14 protein-coding genes are annotated in these 20,185 nt (G+C 35.7%); 13 read left to right on the top strand and 1 reads right to left on the bottom strand.

The genetic code is table 11. The features are described 5' to 3' along the window. Nucleotides 1-3,735, top strand: coding sequence for a phage tail tip fiber protein (locus tag J3U35_RS10120; protein WP_267361131.1), 3,735 nt, complete (start codon nucleotides 1-3; stop codon nucleotides 3,733-3,735). A 133-nt stretch (nucleotides 3,736-3,868) separates the two neighbouring features. Then, nucleotides 3,869-4,078: a hypothetical protein gene (locus tag J3U35_RS10115; RefSeq protein WP_267361129.1), complete on the top strand. Its 210-nt coding sequence runs from the start codon at nucleotides 3,869-3,871 to the stop codon at nucleotides 4,076-4,078. 87 nt (nucleotides 4,079-4,165) lie between these two features. On the opposite strand, the gene J3U35_RS10110 is transcribed toward J3U35_RS10115, so the two are convergent. Further along, entirely contained in the window at nucleotides 4,166-5,050 is an 885-nt protein-coding gene (locus J3U35_RS10110) for a tyrosine-type recombinase/integrase (protein ID WP_267361128.1), read from the bottom strand. Nucleotides 5,051-5,436: 386 nt separating this feature from the next. Here J3U35_RS10110 and prmB point away from each other — a divergent pair, with 386 nt between their 5' ends. From prmB to recB, 11 genes are all read left to right on the top strand, one after another. Then, nucleotides 5,437-6,330: a 50S ribosomal protein L3 N(5)-glutamine methyltransferase gene (prmB, locus tag J3U35_RS10105; RefSeq protein ID WP_267361126.1), complete on the top strand. Its 894-nt coding sequence runs from the start codon at nucleotides 5,437-5,439 to the stop codon at nucleotides 6,328-6,330. Between the two features lie 29 nt (nucleotides 6,331-6,359). After that, nucleotides 6,360-7,430 (top strand): chorismate synthase, encoded by a 1,071-nt coding sequence (gene aroC / locus J3U35_RS10100; protein WP_267361124.1) that lies wholly within the window; start codon nucleotides 6,360-6,362, stop codon nucleotides 7,428-7,430. Between the two features lie 13 nt (nucleotides 7,431-7,443). Further along, nucleotides 7,444-8,199, top strand: coding sequence for a TSUP family transporter (locus J3U35_RS10095; protein WP_267361122.1), 756 nt, complete (start codon nucleotides 7,444-7,446; stop codon nucleotides 8,197-8,199). A gap of 423 nt (nucleotides 8,200-8,622) precedes the next feature. Beyond that, nucleotides 8,623-9,546, top strand: a complete 924-nt coding sequence (locus J3U35_RS10090; protein ID WP_065559598.1) for a LysR family transcriptional regulator — start codon at nucleotides 8,623-8,625, stop codon at nucleotides 9,544-9,546. A gap of 140 nt (nucleotides 9,547-9,686) precedes the next feature. Then, nucleotides 9,687-9,956 carry a 30S ribosomal protein S15 gene (rpsO, locus tag J3U35_RS10085; RefSeq protein WP_065559597.1) on the top strand — a complete coding sequence of 90 codons (270 nt, stop codon included), beginning with the start codon at nucleotides 9,687-9,689 and terminating at the stop codon, nucleotides 9,954-9,956. Nucleotides 9,957-10,263: 307 nt separating this feature from the next. Continuing rightward, entirely contained in the window at nucleotides 10,264-12,378 is a 2,115-nt protein-coding gene (gene pnp / locus J3U35_RS10080) for a polyribonucleotide nucleotidyltransferase (protein WP_416380696.1), read from the top strand. A gap of 25 nt (nucleotides 12,379-12,403) precedes the next feature. Continuing rightward, on the top strand, nucleotides 12,404-13,255 hold the full coding sequence (nlpI, locus tag J3U35_RS10075) for a lipoprotein NlpI (protein WP_267361120.1): 852 nt from the start codon (nucleotides 12,404-12,406) through the stop codon (nucleotides 13,253-13,255). 376 nt (nucleotides 13,256-13,631) lie between these two features. After that, on the top strand, nucleotides 13,632-15,398 hold the full coding sequence (locus J3U35_RS10070) for a DEAD/DEAH family ATP-dependent RNA helicase (protein ID WP_267361118.1): 1,767 nt from the start codon (nucleotides 13,632-13,634) through the stop codon (nucleotides 15,396-15,398). A 452-nt stretch (nucleotides 15,399-15,850) separates the two neighbouring features. After that, a complete protein-coding gene (locus J3U35_RS10065; protein WP_267350625.1) occupies nucleotides 15,851-16,147 on the top strand; it encodes a YfcZ/YiiS family protein in 297 nt (98 codons plus the stop codon). 10 nt (nucleotides 16,148-16,157) lie between these two features. Beyond that, nucleotides 16,158-16,613 (top strand): phosphohistidine phosphatase SixA, encoded by a 456-nt coding sequence (gene sixA / locus J3U35_RS10060; RefSeq protein WP_267361116.1) that lies wholly within the window; start codon nucleotides 16,158-16,160, stop codon nucleotides 16,611-16,613. After that, entirely contained in the window at nucleotides 16,592-20,053 is a 3,462-nt protein-coding gene (recB, locus tag J3U35_RS10055; protein WP_267361114.1) for an exodeoxyribonuclease V subunit beta, read from the top strand. Before sixA ends, recB begins: the two co-directional genes overlap by 22 nt. Nucleotides 20,054-20,185 lie beyond the last annotated feature (132 nt).

The raw sequence follows: 20,185 nt of genomic DNA, 5'->3' as shown, positions 1-20,185 counted from the left end.
ATGCAATTAATAGAAGGTCAAAAGGGCGGTAAAAAAAAGCAACATAGACCTTATGAACAACCCGATAATTTGCTTTCAACAGCAAAGCTCAAAGTGCTTTTAGCATTAAGTGAAGGGGAAATTCAAGGCGATCTAACAGAACAAAATATATTCATTGATAATACTCCACTAGCCAATCTCGATGGTACACGTAATTTTAATGGTGTTGCATGGGAATTCCGTAATGGTGCTCAAACGCAAGATTATATTCAAGGAATACCTGAGATAAGTAATGAGTTAAAAATCGGTTTTACAGTAAAATCTGACAATCCTTGGATACGTTCATTTAATAATTTAAACTTGGATGCAGTTAGAATCAAATTAAGCTTACCAAGTCATATTGAGTATAAAGAAAATGGTGATATGATAGGAACCGTTACCAAGTATGCTATTGACTTATCAACAGATGGCAGTGCGTTTGAAACGGTTATTCATGGTGAATTTAATGGAAAAACTACCTCAGAATATCAGCGAGATCATCGCATCAATTTACCAAATGCATTAGAAGGGTGGAGTATACGTGTTAGACGACTAACACCTGATTCGAAATCGAATAAATTGATTAATGCGTTTAGTGTTTTTTCATATGCGGAAATTATTGACAGTAAATTACGGTATCCTAATACCGCTCTACTTTATATCGAGTTAGATGCTAGCCAATTTAATGGTTCTATTCCTAAAATTAGTTGTAAACTGAAAGGAAAAATTGTCCAAGTACCAGACAATTATGATCCAGTAAACAGGACCTATTCAGGCACTTGGACTGGCGGATTTAAAATGGCATATACCAATAATCCTGCTTGGCTTTCTTATTATTTGATGCGTGATGAGATAGCAGGTATGGGGGTCAGAATTGATTCAACAATGCTCGATAAATGGTCAATTTATCAATTAGGTCAGTATTGTGATCAAATGGTACCTGATGGTCGAGGTGGCATGGAACCTCGCTTTGCTTGTAACGAATATATACAAAGTCAAGAAGAGGCTTATAACGTTCTAAAAGATTTAGTGGCTTCATTTCGGGGTATTATATTTTGGGGTAATGATCAGATCTGTTTAACCGCAGATATGCCACAAGATGAACCAGATTTTATCTATCATCCTTCTAATGTTATCGGTGATTTTACCTATTCTGGTGGTTCATATAAAAATCGTTATACATCCTGTTTAGTTGCATATTCTGATCCTAACAATCATTATTGTGATGATGTTGAGGCTGTGTGGGATCATGATTTGATGCGTCGTTATGATGTCAATGTCATGAAATTAACAGCGATAGGTTGTACTTCGCAAGCTGAAGCGCAACGACGTGGACGTTGGGCTTTACTTTCTAATGCAAAAGATGAAGTGATCACATTTTCGGTAGGACTCGATGGCTATATTCCTTTACCTGCACGAATTATTGGGATTGCTGACCCTTCTCGTTCTGGCAAAGAAAATGGCGGGCGTATTCACGCTGTTGAAGGACGAAAAATCACATTAGATAGAGCCGTTGAATATGATGTGGGCGATCGGTTAGTCCTTAATTTACCAGATGGTTCTGCGCAAAGCCGAACAATTAGAGCGATTAGTACAGACAAAAAAACACTCACTGTTACGGCTAATTATAAACTGACACCAGTTGCTGGTGCAGTATGGTGTATTGATAGTGATAATATCGCTATTCAGTATTATAGAGTAACCTCAATATCATCGTCTAATGAGGGTCAGTTTACAATTACGGCTATTCATCATGATCCAAATAAATTCAAATATATAGATCAAGGTATACGATTAGAGCCAAAACCAATAACAGTTACTCCTCCAAGCTCAGTTTCATCCCCCAAAAATATTGTTTTATCAGAAAGCAGTTATATCTCCCAGGGACTGTCGGTGGCATCATTGCAAGCTTCTTGGGATGTGGTAGAAGGTGCGACAAACTATATTGCTCAATGGAGAAAAGATAATTCGTCTTGGATTAATATTGGTCGAACTAATGGAACGAATTTTACCGTCGAAGGTGTTTATACTGGTGTATATGAAGTTCGAGTACGAGCAGTAAATGCGATTGATGCATCTTCACCCTGGGCTTATTCACAAGCCAAAGCAATCAAAGGAAAAGTTGGTAAACCTAACAGACCAGTAGACTTTACTGCTAGCGAAAGTGTGGTATTTGGTATTGACCTTAATTGGTCGTTTCCAATTGGAAGCGGAGATAGTAGTTACACAGAAATTCAATATAGTACGACTGAAAATGAAGAAAATGCCCTGCTATTAAGCAATGTTAGTTACCCAACTTGCAATTATTCTCAGACAGGGTTAGCTATAGGTCAACAGTTTTTCTACCGTGCTCGCCTTGTCGATAAAATTGGTAACATCAGTGATTGGACAGATTGGGTTAGAGGTGTTTCAAGTACCAATACTAACGATTTGACAGACCATATTTTTGAAGAAATAAAAGAAACAGACGCTTGGCAATCTCTTGTCGACTCTGCAGATAATGCTGCTATTAATTCAATAGCGAATGCAAAATCCATTATTGAAAATGCACTGGCTATAGACGCTGAGACAAAACAGCGCAGAGTTGAAAACGGCAACTTATCCGCTGAGATTCAAGAAACCCATTCAGCGTTATTAACTGAGAAAGCAGCAACAGCCATTGCTTTAAAAGAGTTGAACGCTAAATACGGTAATATAAATAGCAATTTATCAGAATTAAAACAGACAACAGCTGAACAAAATGCCGCTACTGCCAAATCAATACAGGCAATTAACACAAAAGTTGGAGATGTTTCTACCACCATTTCAGATGTCAGTGAAACGGTAAATAATTTAAATGGTAAAGTTTCAGCTCATCGTACAATGAAAGTTGAAGTAGATGACAAAGGTCAACAGTATGTTGCAGGTATGACAATGGGTGTTGAAAATACTGAACAAGGAATGCAAAGTAATATCATTTTTCTTCAAGATCGTTTTTCAATCATGAACTCAGCCAATGGGAATCCTCAAACAGTCTTTACGACACAGGGTAATCAAGTTGTCATTAATGATGCAGTTATTGGTGATGCTTCAATAACGAACACGAAAATTGGCAATGTTATTGAATCAAATAATTTTAGAGAGGGTGTATCTGGTTGGCAATTATCCAAGCATACAGGAACATTGAAAGCCATTAATGCTGACATTTCAGGGAGATTGCGTGCCACATCAGGAGAGTTGAATAATGTCGTTATCAATGAGAATTGTGAAATTAAAGGTACTCTAAATGTTAATCAAATCAAGGGAAATGTGCTTTCGGCTGTTTCATTTGTGAAAGATGTCAAATTGCAAGAGTTAAATCCGAATCAAAACGTACATATAATGAGTGTTATTGCAAATGGACAATGGCAAAAACTATGTTTTGCTAATGAAATCATTGTTAAATCTAATTATCGGAGAGGATTTACTACAGCAACATTTGAAATTTTAGAAAATTTTCGAGGTAATCCTAAAATTTTATTTAATAATCAATACCCAATGGATTTAAAAAAAATTTACACTAAAAATAGGCTTCGAAATTTATGTTTATACATTCCGCCATTTACTTATGGTGAAAAAGTGAATATTTCGATCACAATTGATAAATCAGGTGGAGGTAAACCAGTATATTTGTTTTGTTTCAATACGCTAGTATTTTTAATGAAAAACTCAGATGGTTTTATAATCGATTTGCAATAAAAAAATCTCAAAGTATTCAATCAAATTAGAGGGAACTTATGTCGAGGTATAATACAGGTACGATAGCAGTAACAAATGGAGGTAAAATAGTAACGGGAGTTGGTACTAAATGGACAAATTCATTAATTGATATTTGTGCTGGTCAAATGAACTCACCAAACTACTGGAACAGATTAAGGTCTACGCTGAACAAAATGCCAAAAAATCAGAAGAGGACGCTAAAAATGCCACAACTTCAATAAATACTACAATTTTCATTAAAAAATTGGGTGTAGATAGTCAGTCAATTAATGGCTCATTTAATGTTAAAACGCTAAAAGAAAATGATGTTTGTGTTTACTAGCCTAACAATAAACCAACGGCTGATGATATTGGTACTATTCCTGCTGTTAAAAAAGATGTGAACGGCTTACCTATTTGTCGAATAGGTTTAATTTATTCTCAGTTTTTTATACTCACGACCTCGACTATCATTATATTTATCAGTCATTTGCTGGGATTTGTGACCCAATAATGTCATGGTGTCAATGCGTTGTTCTCTATATAAACGTTCTGATAGTGATCTGATTTCGTGAAATGTGGTAGGTGTTCCGTTCCAGTAATTTCGGCTATAAACTCTATCACGTAACCGTGAAAACTGACGCGTTATATCGTCTAATTTTATTTTTTCATTGTTGAGACATATTAAATAGTCATTATCAGTTGATTCAATAATGTCTCGTAAACTAGTGCTTATTTTTTTACATTCCAATTTTATCGGTAGTGCGATTTTTGCACCTCTTTTATATTGATCTATTAATAAATAATTTCGTTTAATATTTGATTTTTTCATTTCTACTATATCAGAACGGCGTTGCCCTGTAACTAGCGCAAGCGTCATAGCATCATGCATTATTTTATTTCCTGTTTTTTCCGCCTCATTTAAAATTTTCTTAAACTCAACAAATGTCATTCGTGAACGTTTCACAGTAACTTTAGGACATTTTATTGGTTCGGCGGGGTTCCTGTCATTCCAGCCCTGTGCGTATGCTTCTCGGAAGATATCTTTAAGTAAGTGGTACATGCACTTAGCGGACGGAGCTTTATCTTGATCTGTATAGATTTTGATAATTTTTGCAATATCGGGTGGTGTTATTTGGGAGATCGGTTTAGCGCCTATTTGCTGACGGATAACTTTTAGCAAATACGTTTTTATTTCGATTGTTTTGGGTTTTAAATTACGTTCGGCAAGAATTGTAATATATTCATCAAGCCAATTGTTAACGGATTTTGGATGAGTATTTTGGGGTTTAAATAATTTAGAAAGAAAAAACATGATTGCCTCATTAAGCTAAAATGTTTTTTATATCTGTTAAATTTATATTTATCAAGTCATTATTAAAAAATACTCTCCATGACTCACTATTATGATTGAGAATGAATAATTGAATATAATAAAATACTTTGATAATATTTCGCGTAGTTAAAAAATTCATAAATGAATTAAAATTAATTCTAAAATGATAGATTATCATAATGAATATATTTAATTTATTTAACTTACTTTCTTCACCCTATATTGCGAATAATTAAATTGTTGAAATAAATGAGTGATACAATTTTAACGGTTTGTTTAAACACTCGATTTGCGATATTTATTGAGAATAAGATGACCTTCATTGACGAATGATATCTTCCTCTCCTCGATCTTTTGGAGCCATTATGGAAAACTTAAGTACCGTTCAGGACTTTATTCGCTGGACAACTTCACAACTCAGTCAATCAGATATTTATTTAGGACATGGAACGGATAATCCTATCGATGAATCAAAACAACTTATCTTAGCCAGTTTGGGGTTATCATTATCTATTCCTCCCGAATTTTACGCGGCCAATCTGACGGAAGAAGAAAGACAGTTTTTGTTTGATATTATTCAAAAGCGAATTGACGATCGGGTTCCAACTCCTTATTTAACGAATCAAGCGTGGTTTTGTGGACATAGTTTTTATGTTGATGAACGAGTTTTAATACCTCGTTCACCGATTGGTGAATTAATTGATGATCATTTCAAAACGCTACTTACCACACCGCCTCGACATATTTTAGATCTTTGTACTGGTAGTGGTTGTATTGGTATTGCTTGTGCTTATGCTTTTCCTAAAGCGCATGTTGATATCACTGATATTTCGCTTGAGGCAATCGATGTTGCTCAAACTAATATCGACTTGCATGAAATGAACTTTCAAGTTACTCCTATTTTATCGGATCTCTTTAATGATTTGCCGGTTAAACAATACGATCTTATTGTCTCCAATCCGCCTTATGTCGATGAAGAAGATATGAATGATTTGCCAGAAGAATATTTATACGAACCGAAACTGGCGCTAGAAGCCGGATTTGATGGATTGGATTTAGTAAAACGAATTTTGCATGATTCGATTAATTACTTAACTCCCGACGGTGTCCTTGTTTGTGAAGTAGGAAATAGTTGGGTTAGTTTGCAAGAACAGTATCCAGATGTTCCTTTCAATTGGATTGACTTTGAACGTGGTGGATTCGGCGTGTTTTCCATAACACAACAAGACTTGATTAAATATCATCACTATTTTAAATAAATTTATGCATTAATCGGAATAAGGTTATTATGTCTGGAAACTCAATCGGAAAATTATTTAAAGTCACAACGTTTGGTGAATCGCATGGTGTTGCATTAGGATGTATTGTTGACGGTGTACCACCGGGATTAGCATTAACTGAATCAGACTTACAAATAGATTTAGATCGCCGTCGCCCAGGCGCATCTCGTTATACCACCCAACGCCGAGAACCTGATCAAGTTAAAATATTATCTGGTGTATTTGAAGGGGTAACAACTGGTACAAGTATTGGATTAATGATTGAAAATACCGATCAACGTTCGCAAGACTATAGCCAAATAAAAGATATTTTTCGACCTAGCCATGCAGATTACACTTATCACAACAAATATGGGATAAGAGATTATCGAGGGGGAGGGCGTTCTTCTGCTCGTGAAACAGCGATGCGCGTAGCGGCAGGAGCAATAGCTAAAAAATATCTACACGAAAAAATGGGTATTCAAATTCGTGGTTATTTAGCACAAATGGGGGATATTGAGTGCGAATTAAAAGATTGGCAGCAAGTTGAACAAAATCCGTTTTTTTGTGCAGATGAATCGAAACTTGAATCGCTCGATCAATTGCTTAGATCGTTACGAAAAGAAGGCGATTCGATTGGTGCTAAAGTTTGCATTGTGGCTGAAAATGTTCCTGTAGGATTGGGGGAACCTGTTTTTGATAAGTTAGATGCTGAACTCGCCCATGCTTTAATGAGCATTAATGCGGTAAAAGGGGTAGAGATTGGCGACGGATTTGCGGTTGTCACCAAACGAGGAAGCGAAAATCGAGATGAAATCACACCAAATGGTTTTTTATCTAACCATGCTGGTGGTATCTTAGGCGGGATAAGTTCCGGACAAACGATAATAGCTAATATTGCCCTTAAACCCACGCCAAGTATTGAAATATCAGGTCGTTCGATAAATGTATTTGGTGAATCGGTTGACGTCTCTACGCATGGGCGACATGACCCATGTGTGGGGATTCGTGCGGTTCCGATAGCTGAGGCAATGGTGGCTATAGTGCTGATGGATCATTATCTTCGTTATCGAGCTCAATGCAGCGACGTAAATTTATGATGAGCAATCATTTATGAGTGATGAAATACTCGTTTTATTATTTGCGATCGCCATTTTAGCTGGTTTTATTGATTCAATTGCTGGTGGCGGAGGTCTATTAACTGTGCCAGCTTTACTCGCTATAGGACTGCCACCTGCTAGCGCTTTAGCAACAAATAAACTACAAAGTTGTGGTGGATCTTTTTCCGCTAGTCTCTATTTTATTCGTCAACGCATGGTTGATTTAAAACAGCAAAAGTGGGCGATTGTATTTGCCTTTATTGGTTCTGCTATAGGTACGATTTCAGTCATTCATGTTCAAGCTGAATTTTTAAAACTTTTACTACCCATACTAACTATTAGCGTGGGCATTTATTTTTTACTTTCGCCAAAAGTTGGCGAAGATGATCGTAAAAGTCGTTTCTCTATTATTCAATTTGCACTTATACCTGCTTTGGGAATCGGTTTTTATGACGGATTTTTTGGCCCCGGAGCAGGTTCATTTTACGCTGTGGCTTATATTACCCTTGCTGGTTTTAATCTCACAAAAGCAACGGCAAATACTAAAGTTTTAAACTTCACCTCAAATTTAGCTGGTCTAATCTTTTTTATTTTAGGTGGCGAAGTTGTTTGGTCAATTGGTCTGATTATGTTATTAGGTCAATTTATTGGAGCAAGGGTAGGCGCTAAAATGGTAATCACTAAAGGGCGCAAATTAATCAGACCTATGTTAATCACCGTTTCGACCATTATGAGCATCAAACTAATCTATGAAAATTTTTTTATTTAATGGCAATAGATACGAACAAGGATAAGTCAACTTTGTTCAAGGTCGATTAATAGGTAATTATCATGATTCATATACATGTTTATTGAATCAAAACGAGGCTATAACTGGTCAGCTAGACAATTTTAAATCGGTAGAATCAATTGGCTCTATTCATTAACACACGCAATTACGTTGCAAAATTAATCCTTTCATTTACTCCTTTCACCCATCACTTATAAAACCTGTTAGTCTAGATTTTCAACTCCTCATTCATTTAACTATCCCAATTACATTTCATTTGGTAAACAAATAAATTAAATAGTATTGTGTCTGTATGTCAGATTTAATTTTAAACAATCAGTTAGTGCACATCTACTAATTTTTGGTATATAGTTAACAAGATATTATCCCGTAATGGGTTTATACGACTAAATAAGTGACGCTATGAAACTACAACAATTACGCTATATTTTAGAAATTGCTCGTTCAGGTTCAATTAATGAAGCTGCAAAAAATCTCTATATTACCCAACCAAGCTTATCCACAGCAGTTAAAGAATTAGAAGCAGAATTTGGTATTGAAATTTTTGTACGAACGTCTAAAGGAGTTTCATTATCCACTGATGGTGTTGAATTTTTGGGGTATGCAAAACAAGTCCTAGATCAAGCTGAATTATTAGAACAACATTATTCAAAAAAAGTCCCTTCAAAACAACTTTGTAGCATTTCCACTCAACACTATGCATTTGCTGTCAATGCATTTGTGAATCTCATCAAAAAAAATCATACTGATGAATATGAGTTTACTCTCCGAGAAACCAGAACTTACGATATCATTACCGATGTGGCTAATTTACGAAGTGAAGTTGGGATTTTATATTTAACAGATTTTAATCAAAAAGTGATTCTACGCTTACTTAAAGAACATCGATTGACATTTCATCCGCTATTTGAAGCCCACCCACACGTATTTATCAGCACCAATCATCCTTTATCATCCATGAAATCGTTAACGTTAAGTGATCTTGAAAATTACCCTTATTTGTCTTTCGAACAGGGAGAATATAATTCATTTTATTTTTCTGAAGAGATTTTAAGTACTGTTTACCATAAAAAAAGTATTCATGTGAGTGATAGAGCCACCTTGTTTAATTTGTTGCATGGGTTAAATGGTTATACGATTAGTACTGGCGTATTAAGTACGGATTTAAATGGGTCTGATATTTTATCCATACCACTTGAAGTTAATGAAAAAATTTTGATAGGTTGGATTACTTCGCAAAAAGCCCAATTAAGCCTGTCTGCACAAAATTATATTGAAGCATTGAAAAAATTGATTCAAGAAGAGTATGGCTTTGAACTTAAGTAAACTTATAGTTACGTAAATCAAATTGCTATTTTAATAAAATTCAGTATAATTGCGCCCAATTCATATTTATATGAATACCGAGGTTGTCTGAATTAGAGATCGGACATGCCATTTTTTATACTAATTTTATGAGGTTTATTATGTCTCTAACTGTAGAAGCTAAAGCGAAAATCGTAGCTGAATATGGTCGTGGAACTAACGATACAGGTTCAACTGAAGTTCAAGTTGCTCTTTTAACTGCGCGTATTAATGATTTACAAGGTCATTTTTCTGAGCATAAAAAAGATCACCACAGCCGTCGTGGTTTATTACGTATGGTATCTAGCCGTCGTAAATTATTAGACTATTTACGCCGTAAAGATATCGAACGTTACAACCAATTGATTCAAAAATTAGGCTTACGTCGCTAATCAAAATCTACTTGAAAGAGGCCTAGGCCTCTTTTTCGTTGTTAAAAATTTGAGCTTTGCTATAATGCTCAGCTCGAAAGTAAAATTAATTCGTTTTTGTAAATCAACACATTAAAAGATTGTATCTCATGTTTCGCGCGACTAATGAGAGCTCTATAATTTATAGATCTGTCATTAGTCGTGACAGTGAAATAATCTTTTGTTGATGACCCTACATTGTTGAAATAAAAAATCAATAAGTTGTACTTAAAACTACTGCCTGTCGAGCTTTTCATTTCAACAGCATTATTAACAAGAGGATATTATTTTGTTTAATCCAACATATCAAAAATTTCAATATGGACGTCACACTGTTACTTTAGAAACAGGTATTTTAGCACGTCAAGCATCGGCTGCGGTCATGGTTAATATGGACGATACCGCTGTATTTGTCACGGTGGTGGCTAATAAAAAAGTCAAAGAAGGACAAGACTTTTTCCCATTAACAGTTAATTATCAAGAACGTACTTATGCTGCCGGTCGTATTCCGGGTGGATTTTTTAAACGTGAAGGTCGTCCAAGCGAAGGCGAAACGTTAATTGCACGTTTAATTGACCGTCCATTACGTCCATTATTTCCAGAAGGATTTGTTAATGAAATTCAAATCATTGCAACAGTCGTGTCAGTCAATCCGGATGTTAGTCCAGATTTAGTTGCAATGATAGGTGCTTCCGCTGCACTTTGCTTATCAGGTGTGCCTTTTCATGGTCCAATTGGTGCTGCTCGAGTTGGTTTAATTAACGATGAATTTGTATTGAACCCATCAGTAAAAGAACTACAAAATAGCCGTTTGGATTTAGTGGTTGCTGGTACGAAAAGTGCGGTATTAATGGTTGAGTCTGAAGCTGATTTATTAAGTGAAGAACAAATGTTAGCTGCAGTCGTATTAGGTCATGAGCAACAACAAGTGGTCATTGATAACATTAATGAATTTGTGGCGAAAGCGAATCGTGAAAAATGGGATTGGGTTCCACCAGTTAAAAATGAAGCATTATATAATGCTGTTTCTGAATTAGCCAAAGATCGTCTTGGTGAAGCTTACCGTATCACAGAAAAACAAGCTCGTTATGCGCAAATTGATCTGATCAAAGAAGATGTGCTAACCACTTTAAAAGCGCAAGATGAAGAACTTGATGAAAACGAAGTGATGAACATTATTATTGAGTTAGAAAGTCAAATTGTTCGTCAGCGCGTTATCGCTGGTGAACCGCGTATTGATGGTCGTGAGAAAGATATGGTTCGGGCACTGGATATCCGTACTAATTTATTGCCAAGAGCACATGGTAGCGCCTTATTCACGCGTGGTGAAACTCAAGCATTAGTAACAGCAACATTAGGTACTGAACGTGATGCGCAAATTATTGATGAATTAACTGGCGAATATACTGAACGTTTCTTACTGCATTATAACTTTCCGCCATATTCTGTCGGTGAAACAGGTATGGTTGGATCACCTAAACGTCGTGAAATTGGTCATGGGCGTTTAGCTAAACGTGGTGTAGCTGCGGTTATGCCTAGTCAAGATGAATTTCCTTATACGGTGCGTGTCGTATCTGAAATTACCGAATCAAATGGTTCATCGTCAATGGCTTCTGTTTGTGGTGCTTCACTTGCCTTAATGGTTGCCGGTGTGCCAATCAAATCATCAGTTGCAGGTATTGCAATGGGATTAGTTAAAGAAGGCGATAAATTTGTCGTATTATCAGATATTTTAGGTGATGAAGATCATCTTGGCGATATGGACTTTAAAGTAGCCGGAACTCGTGAAGGTGTGAGTGCATTACAAATGGATATCAAAATTGAAGGTATCACCAAAGAAATCATGCAAGTTGCCCTTAATCAAGCGAAAGGTGCCAGATTGCATATTTTAACGGTAATGGATCAAGCGATTAATAAACCGCGTCAAGAAATATCTGAGTTTGCCCCACGTATTTATACAATGAACGTTAATCCGGATAAAATCCGTGATATTATCGGTAAAGGTGGCGCAACGATTCGTGCATTAACTGAAGAAACAGGCACAACCATTGAAATCTCTGACGATGGCACAGTTAAAATTGCAGCATCAGATGCGAACAAAGCTAAAGATGCTATGGAGCGTATCAATAATTTAGTTGCTGATGTTGAAATTGGTAAAATTTATACCGGCAAAGTCACTCGAATTGTTGATTTCGGTGCGTTTGTTTCTATTATTGGTGGTAAAGAAGGATTGGTTCATGTTTCTCAAATCGCTGATCACCGTGTCGAAAAAGTAGCTGATTACTTAAAAGTAGGACAAGAAGTCAATGTGAAAGTCCTTGAAATTGATCGTCAAGGTCGAATTCGTTTAAGTATGAAAGATGCAATTGAACCAACAACGGAACATTCACCAATTACTGAATAAAAAATTAATCATTAGGGGTTTTAAAATGAAACTTTTCAACCTGAGGATTGTCTGCTTACTTATAGCTGTTACTCTATTGTCAGGTTGTTCAAGTTCACCGCTCCTTTTGGCTGTTCCTGAGCAAGTTTCGTATAATGATGAATTGAAAATTGCTCAGATTAGCCAACAATTATCCCAAAAAAATATTGATACTGTAACCCGAATGCAGCTTATTTTTGAAAGGGGAATTGTTTATGATTCATTAGGTTTTAAAGCATTTGCGCAAATTGATTTTTCTACCTTATTAGGTTATAGCGCTGACATTCCAGATATTTATAACTTTTTAGGGACTTATGCTTTAAGAGAAGGTGACTTTGATGTTGCCTTAATGTCTTTTAATACAACTTTAGAAATCGATCCAGCTTATGCTTATGCATATCTGAATCGAGCAATCACGTTGTATCGTACAGGTCATTATCAATCTGCTAACCGAGATGCACTTCAGTTTTATCAATATGATGTGAATGAGCCAATTAGATTATTATGGCTTTATCTAATTGAAAATGAGATTGATAAGAAAACAGCATTAAATATGCTACAAGACCGTTATAATCGGTTAAATGATAAATCGATTTATAGTAGCCATATTGTTGCATTTTATTTAGGTAAAATTAATGAATCTAAATTGATGCAAAATCTTCAAGAAGGCGTTGAAAATAATCGGCAATTAGCTGAGCGTCTTTGTGAAACCTACTTTTATTTGGGTAAATATTATCAGAATAAAGGTGATAATGAGCGTGCCAAAATGTTATTTAAATATGCTTTAGCTAATAATATTTATAACTTTGTTGAACATCAACAGGCACTCTATGAAATGAAGTTACTTGAGGAAAAGTAACATGGGTCATGCCAGTTTTAAAAGTGAAAATATTGTTATAGTTTAGTTCTGATTGACTATTAATACTTGTTCAAGTTATTGATGAGTCGTTAATTAGTTATATCCTTAATCGGATCAGAGTATTGCGCAAATGTGATATTTGTCCATATAACATTCACAACAATAATCAATTATAGTATCGGTAATTAATTTTTGATGTGAATCGTAAATTTTCAATTTAGTGAGCTGGCATAAATTTATATATAGCTTTCTTTTCAAGGAAATGCAATTAAACATTTAACCATATTGAGATTAATTACTTTATTTCATTAAGCTTAATTGTTTAGCAATTAAAATAGAAAGTTTATATATATGATAAATTTATAAGCGAGTTTACATGACAAATGAAGTTTCTTTTATTGACCTTGGTTTATCCGAGGACATCCTTAACGCATTAAATGATCTTGGTTTTAGCAAACCATCACCCATTCAAGCTGAATGTATTCCACTATTATTAGATGGAAAAGATGTGCTTGGTATGGCGCAAACCGGAAGTGGAAAAACAGCGGCTTTTTCCATTCCATTTTTAATGAACATTGATGCAAGCTTAAAAGCGCCACAACTATTAGTGTTAGCACCAACACGTGAACTTGCAATACAAGTTGCTGATGCCTGTTCAGAATATTCAAAATATATGAAAGGGGTGAATGTATTAGCCCTATATGGTGGTCAGCGTTATGATGTGCAATTGCGAGCGTTAAAACAAGGACCGCAAATTGTAGTTGGCACGCCTGGACGTTTATTAGATCATTTAAATCGTAAAACATTAGATCTTTCAAATCTTAAAGGTTTAGTTCTTGATGAAGCCGATGAAATGCTAAGAATGGGCTTTATTGATGATGTTGAAAATATTATGGCTGCCATTCCCGAAGATCATCAAACAGCGCTATTTTCAGCAACAATGCCTGCGCCAATTCGCCGTATCACTAAACGATTTATGCATAATCCAAAAGAAGTACAGATAAAAGGGACTAATCAAGCAGCGCCTGATATCGATCAAAGTTATTGGTTAGTGCGTGGAATGCGTAAAAATGAGGCAATAATACGTTTTCTTGAAGCAGAAGATTTTGATGCTGCAATTATATTTGTACGAACAAAAACAGCAACGCTTGATGTCGCCGAAGTGCTTGAAAAACACGGGTACAGTTGTGCTGCATTAAATGGAGATATGACTCAGCAATTAAGAGAACAAACACTTGATCGATTACGTAATGGTCGTTTAGATATTTTAATTGCAACGGATGTGGCAGCGCGCGGATTAGATGTTGAACGTATTAGTTTAGTTATCAACTATGATATTACCTTAGACTCAGAATCTTATGTTCACCGTATTGGGCGAACAGGTCGTGCAGGCCGTGCAGGTCGTGCAATTTTATTTGTTGATAGCCGTGAACGTCGTTTACTAAAAAATATTGAACAAACAATTAAAAAACCAATCCCAGAAGTGGGCTTACCTTCTAAAGAATTATTAGAAAAACGTCGTTTAGTTAAGTTCAATCAGCAAGTTCAACAACAGCTAGAAAGTAATGATTTAGATCAATATCAAGCAATACTGAGCCAAATCCAAACTGAAAGTGGTGCGGATCTTGAAACGATTGCAACTGCTTTATTAAAACTTGCCCAAGGTGAGCGCCCATTAATTCTACCGCCTGATCCAGTATTCAAACCATCTCGTGAAAGTCGTGATCGTGATAATCGTGGTGGTGAACGTCGACTACGAGGTGATAATCGAGAATCACCAAAACGTCGGGAACGACGTGATGTGGGTGACATGGATATGTATCGTATTGAAATTGGTAAAGAGAACGGTATTGAAGTTCGTCACATTGTTGGTGCTATTGCTAATGAAGCGGATATTAGTAGTCGTTATATTGGTAACATCAAACTTTATGAAACCCATTCAACGGTTGAGTTACCAAAAGGAATGCCAAAAGATATCCTTAAACATTTAGAAAAAGTACGGGTACTGAATCAACCAATGAAAATGAGCTTGGTCAGTGGTGCTCAGTCAGATGCTAAACGGGGACGTAAAAGTAACCGAACAGAATCGAACGATAAAAGTTTTGCAAAAAAACGAGGTCGTTCATCTGCACCTAAATTTTAATCATATAACCTCTACCATTTGGTAGAGGTTTTTTTGCTTTTTTTATGATCTAAATCTTTTTAAGATCACCAAAACATTAACTATCTCAATTAAATTCAATCGCAATAACCTAAATTGAACGACTTTCTGGTTAAACGGATTTGGATTCATAACAAAAGAATACCTTAACAGAACTGAAAAAGGGGCATTGAGTTAACTACAAATTGAATCGTTGATTTGTTGGTGAATGTTACTGACATATCGACAAGATTTATTTGAATTTTCTCAATTTCAAAAAACTCAAATTACAACTCGGATTCTTGATTCCGTTTAGTCAATAACAATGTCGTTTTATTTTTCAAAGAATGTTATCAAAGTAAAGCTATTCTAAATAAATCCTGATGAGAATTTTGCCCTTAGATATGATTGAGAGTATACTACTGTCAATTTAATCGGTAAAACAGAGGTATGGCATGACAGATTCTTTAAATAAATGTAAAGCAAATGATACTCCGGCGTGTTGTTGCGTAGATGTTGGCACAATCATAGATAATGAAGATTGCACCGCTGAGTACGAGCATGTCTTTGCGACAGAGTCAGAAGCACAAGCTAAATTAGCATCTTTAACTCAAGCAGCAAAAGATGTGGCAACTGAGCCTTGCGAAATTAATAGCAGTGTTGATAAGGTTGACGGTGGTTTTAAATTAACGGCAAAATTTACCTTTTGTTGTGGCGCTGAATGCTTGATTTTTCAATTAAAATTACGCTAATTGGATATAAATGAAAGTTTGTATAATGCGGCATGGTGAAGCAGGTTATTCTGCTTCATCTGATTCAAGCCGTTCCCTTACTCCTTATGGAATTCGTCAGGCAAACCATGCCGGGCTGTGGCTTAAACAGCAACGTTTCCAATTTGATCTTGGTTTAGTTAGCCCGTATTTACGTGCTCAGCAAACATTAGCAGAGTTATCATCACAAGTTTCTGTTTCAACGGTAGAAACAGATAAACTGTTAGTACCTGGCGGTAATCCTGAATATATTTCCAATTTGTTATCGACATTTCCTTCTCAAGGTATTGAGCAAGTGATTATTGTTTCGCATCTTCCTTTAGTTGGATATTTGGTTAATGAACTTTGTCCTGATATCTCTCCGCCCATGTTTCCGACTGCATCAATTGCATGCATTGAGTTAACATCAACTATTGGTAAGCTTGAATGGTTTCATCAGGCGAAATAAAAAAACTCAATCTTTTTGATTTACCGTTAACAGGCCGAACACTGATTGAAGCATCGGCAGGTACGGGTAAAACCTATTCGCTTGCCTTTATATATTTAAGGTTACTGCTTGGCATTGGTGAAAATAGCTATTCTACACCGCTTGATGTTAGCCAAATTTTAGTGGTGACGTTTACCAAAGCGGCCACTCAAGAGTTACGTTCACGTATACGACAAAACATACAAGAGTTAAGACTGGCATTATTAAACGGTGAACATGATGATCCTATTTATCAGCAATTAATGACATTGATTGTTGATCGTCAACAAGCGATTCAACGACTTACTGAAGCCCAACAATCAATGGATGATGCAGCAATTTACACGATTCATAGTTTCTGTCAAAGAATACTAACTAGCCATGCGTTTGAGTCCGGCGTGTTGTTCGAACAAAAATTAATCACCGACGAATATCAATTGCAATTACAAGTCGTGCAAGATTTCTGGCGATACTACTTTACACCTCTTGAAAAATCGTATGCTTATTTAGTTCGAGACTGTTGGAAAGAGCCGGCGGAATTATTAGCCGATATTACCCCTTATTTATCCAATACCTTTAATGAGAAAACTGAATTAAACCCCAATATTACCGAAGCAATAGCTGAGTTTTATCAGCAAAATTTTAACATGATTGAAACGGTAAAAAAATCATGGTTAAAGCATGTTGATCAATTATCGGATATTATTAATCAATCGGGTGTCAGTAAACAATCTTATAGTAGCCGATATCTGCCTAATTGGCTTTCAAAAGTTTCACAATGGGCTAACAGTGCAACGCTTACGTTTGCATTACCTAATGAGCTTGAAAAATTTTGTCAATCAGTTCTGGCGAGCAAAACAAAAGAAGGAAAAATCGTTCCAAGTCATTCTGTTTTTACTGAAATTGATACACTCTATAAGTGTAAACTGGATTTGCGAAGCCATATTTTAATGGATATTGTAACCATAATCCAAAAAGGCATTTATGATGAAAAAATTAAACGCACTGAGATAAGTTTTAATGACTTGCTTTGGCAGCTTAATCGGGCGTTAGTGACACGAACAGGAAAACGATTAGCACAAAGTATTTCAACGAAATATCGGGTTGCGTTAATTGATGAATTTCAAGACACCGACCCAACTCAATACCAAATTTTTGATCGTATTTATGATAGCAAACGATCTGATATCGGACTATTATTTATCGGCGATCCGAAACAAGCTATTTATAGTTTTCGTGGCGCCGATATTTTTACTTATCTTAAGGCGAAACGTTCAACCGGTGATAACTATTTTACCATGGATGTGAATCACCGTTCCTCATCAGCTATGGTAAATGCGGTAAATCAATTATTCGCCCATCATGAAAATCCGTTTGTTTTTAATGATATTCCCTTTTTACCAATGAATTGCGCTGAAAAAAATAAGCAAAAATCATTGCTAATTAATGATCAAGAAAGCAATGCTTTAACCGCTTATTTATTGCCAGAAGAAGTAACAACCAAAGCTGATTATCAAGAGCAGATGGCAAATTGCTGTGCCAAGCAAATAGTCAAATGGTTATCAGACTCTTCAATATTAATTAATGATAGCAAGGGTTGTCGCCCAATAACGACGTCAGATATAGCCATTTTAGTACGAACGGGTAGAGAAGCAGAAATTATTCAGCAAAAATTAGCCGTTTGTGGCATTAAAAGTGTCTATTTATCCAATCGTAATAGCGTGTTTGAGTCAGATGAGGCTAAGGATGTGCTTTGCCTTCTGCAAGCGGTATTGATGCCAGAAAATGAAGCCGCTTTACGTTTGGCTATGATGACGGCGTTATTAGGACAGACGATGTCTGAACTTGAACAAATCACTGATGATCAAGATAAATGGGAAAGCTTAGTAGAAGAATTTAAGCAGTATCAGGTTATATGGCAATATTATGGCGTATTGGTAATGTTACGTCGAATGATGAAAAAACGTCACCTAGCAGAAAATATTCTTGCTCGACAAGACGGAGAGCGTATTTTAACTAACTTTATGCATTTAAGTGAGTTATTACAAGAAGCGGCAGATGATTTAGATAGTCCACATGCGTTAATACGTTGGTTAACCAAACAGATTGTTAATCCTGATTTTAATCTCGAAAATCATGAGCAGCGTCTTGAAAGTGATGAAAATCTAGTCAAGATTATCACCATCCATAAATCAAAAGGTTTAGAGTTTCCAATCGTTTGGTTACCTTTTATTTGCCAATATCGTGTGTCTGATACACAGTTTTATCATGATAAAAATAACGATTTTCAACAAACTTATGCATGGATGTTAACGGATGAAATAAAACAACAGATTGAAGATGAACGCATGGCGGAAGACTTACGTTTATTGTATGTTGCTATGACACGATCGGTTTATCATTGTAGTATTGGTCTTGCCACTATGAAGAAAGACCAATCAGCTATCCATTATCTGTTAAAAGGTGAGTTAAACAATATAGCAGCAATGGCGGATCTTATTAATGTGGAACTACCCCTTGAAAATGATAAGTACACCGCTCATTGTCAGCTAAATCAATCTTTAACGGCTAATGTATTTAAACGGAAACTTTGTCATCAGTGGCGTGTAACCAGTTATACGGAACTACAAAAACATCATGCTGTTTTAACGATCAATCCAGAAATTATCAGCGATTGGGATGAGGAGACGCCAGAATCCCAAGCCACTTTGCAGACCGAATTAACCTATGATATTCACCATTTTCCCAAAGGGGCGTATGTGGGGACTTTGCTGCATAAGATAATGGAAAATGTTTCTGAGAAGAATATCGAAACCTTGTGTAGTGAAACAATAACAAAACTCAATTTAGATCAAACTTGGCAAGCTATTTTATTGGAATGGTTACAACAAGTGTTGTCCACAACGCTTAATCAACAAGGTTTGGTGTTATCAGATGTATTAACAGGGCGATGTATCAATGAATTACAATTTTATTTTCCGATTCGTGAAGCAGTAAGTTGTGAACAACTTGATAGCATTTGTAAAACCTATGACAACTTATCTTATCAATGTCCAACACTTGATTTTGAAACAGTACAAGGCATGCTGAAAGGATTTATCGATTTGGTTTTTGAATATCAAGGGAAATATTATATTATTGATTATAAATCAAATTGGTTAGGTTATTCAGCTGAAGATTATGGACAAAAAGCATTAGAACAGGTGATGTGTGAGCATCGTTATGAATTGCAATATCAACTTTATAGTCTAGCGTTACATCGTTTTTTGAAAAGCCGCTTACCCAATTATCAATATCAAACCCATTTTGGGGGAGTTTATTATCTTTTTCTACGAGGTATGCCTGACCATGGTATTTTTTATCATCTTCCTAAACAAGCTTTTATTGAAGAGTTAGATAAGCTATTTGATGGTGTTAGTTAAATACATTGCTAGTTGTTGTACCTCAAACTGAATTTTTGATATTTGAATCGATAACTTTAATTGCACGTTGAGCAAATTACGATAAAGCATAAATTTATTATGCCTTATCGTTGTTCTTTTTTTATCATCGTA

The sequence above is a fragment of the Gilliamella sp. B2717 genome (assembly GCF_026536675.1).
GTDB lineage: Bacteria > Pseudomonadota > Gammaproteobacteria > Enterobacterales > Orbaceae > Gilliamella > Gilliamella apicola_I.
Note: the sequence above shows the minus strand (reverse complement) of the source record. Positions and strands in the feature narration are given on the sequence as shown.